We start from the raw sequence: 362 nt of genomic DNA, 5'->3' as shown, positions 1-362 counted from the left end.
AACGCACCCGTGTGGGGCCTGGTACGCGCAGCCCAGTCTGAGAACCCCGACCGGTTCCTCCTCCTCGACACCGATGACGTGTCGCCCGAACTAGGCGCGTTGTGGCCGCTTCTGGCCTCCGACGAGCCCGAAGCCGCACTCCGCGACGGCACCCTGCGCGTACCGCGTCTGGCCCGCCCCGCCCTCACCGAGGCCGCCGCTTCCCCCCTCGACCCGTCCGGGACCGTCCTCATCACCGGCGGCACCGGCGCCCTCGGTTCGCTAGTGGCCCGCCATCTCGTCACCGAACACGGCGTACGCAACCTGCTGCTCACCAGCCGCCGAGGACTCGACGCCGAAGGCGCCCCGCAGCTCGCCACCGA

1 protein-coding gene is annotated in these 362 nt (G+C 72.4%); it reads left to right on the top strand.

Annotation, left to right across the window (positions count from 1 at the left end; genetic code table 11):
- Window positions 1-362: SpnB-like Rossmann fold domain-containing protein (locus IG54_RS38960; RefSeq protein ID WP_037898492.1), on the top strand; the 362-nt coding region annotated here is incomplete at both ends.

This window comes from Streptomyces sp. NRRL S-920 (assembly GCF_000717945.1).
Classification (GTDB): Bacteria; Actinomycetota; Actinomycetes; order Streptomycetales; family Streptomycetaceae; genus Streptomyces; species Streptomyces alboniger.
The sequence above is the reverse complement of the archived record's forward strand: the minus strand, read 5'-3'. Positions and strand labels throughout refer to the sequence as shown.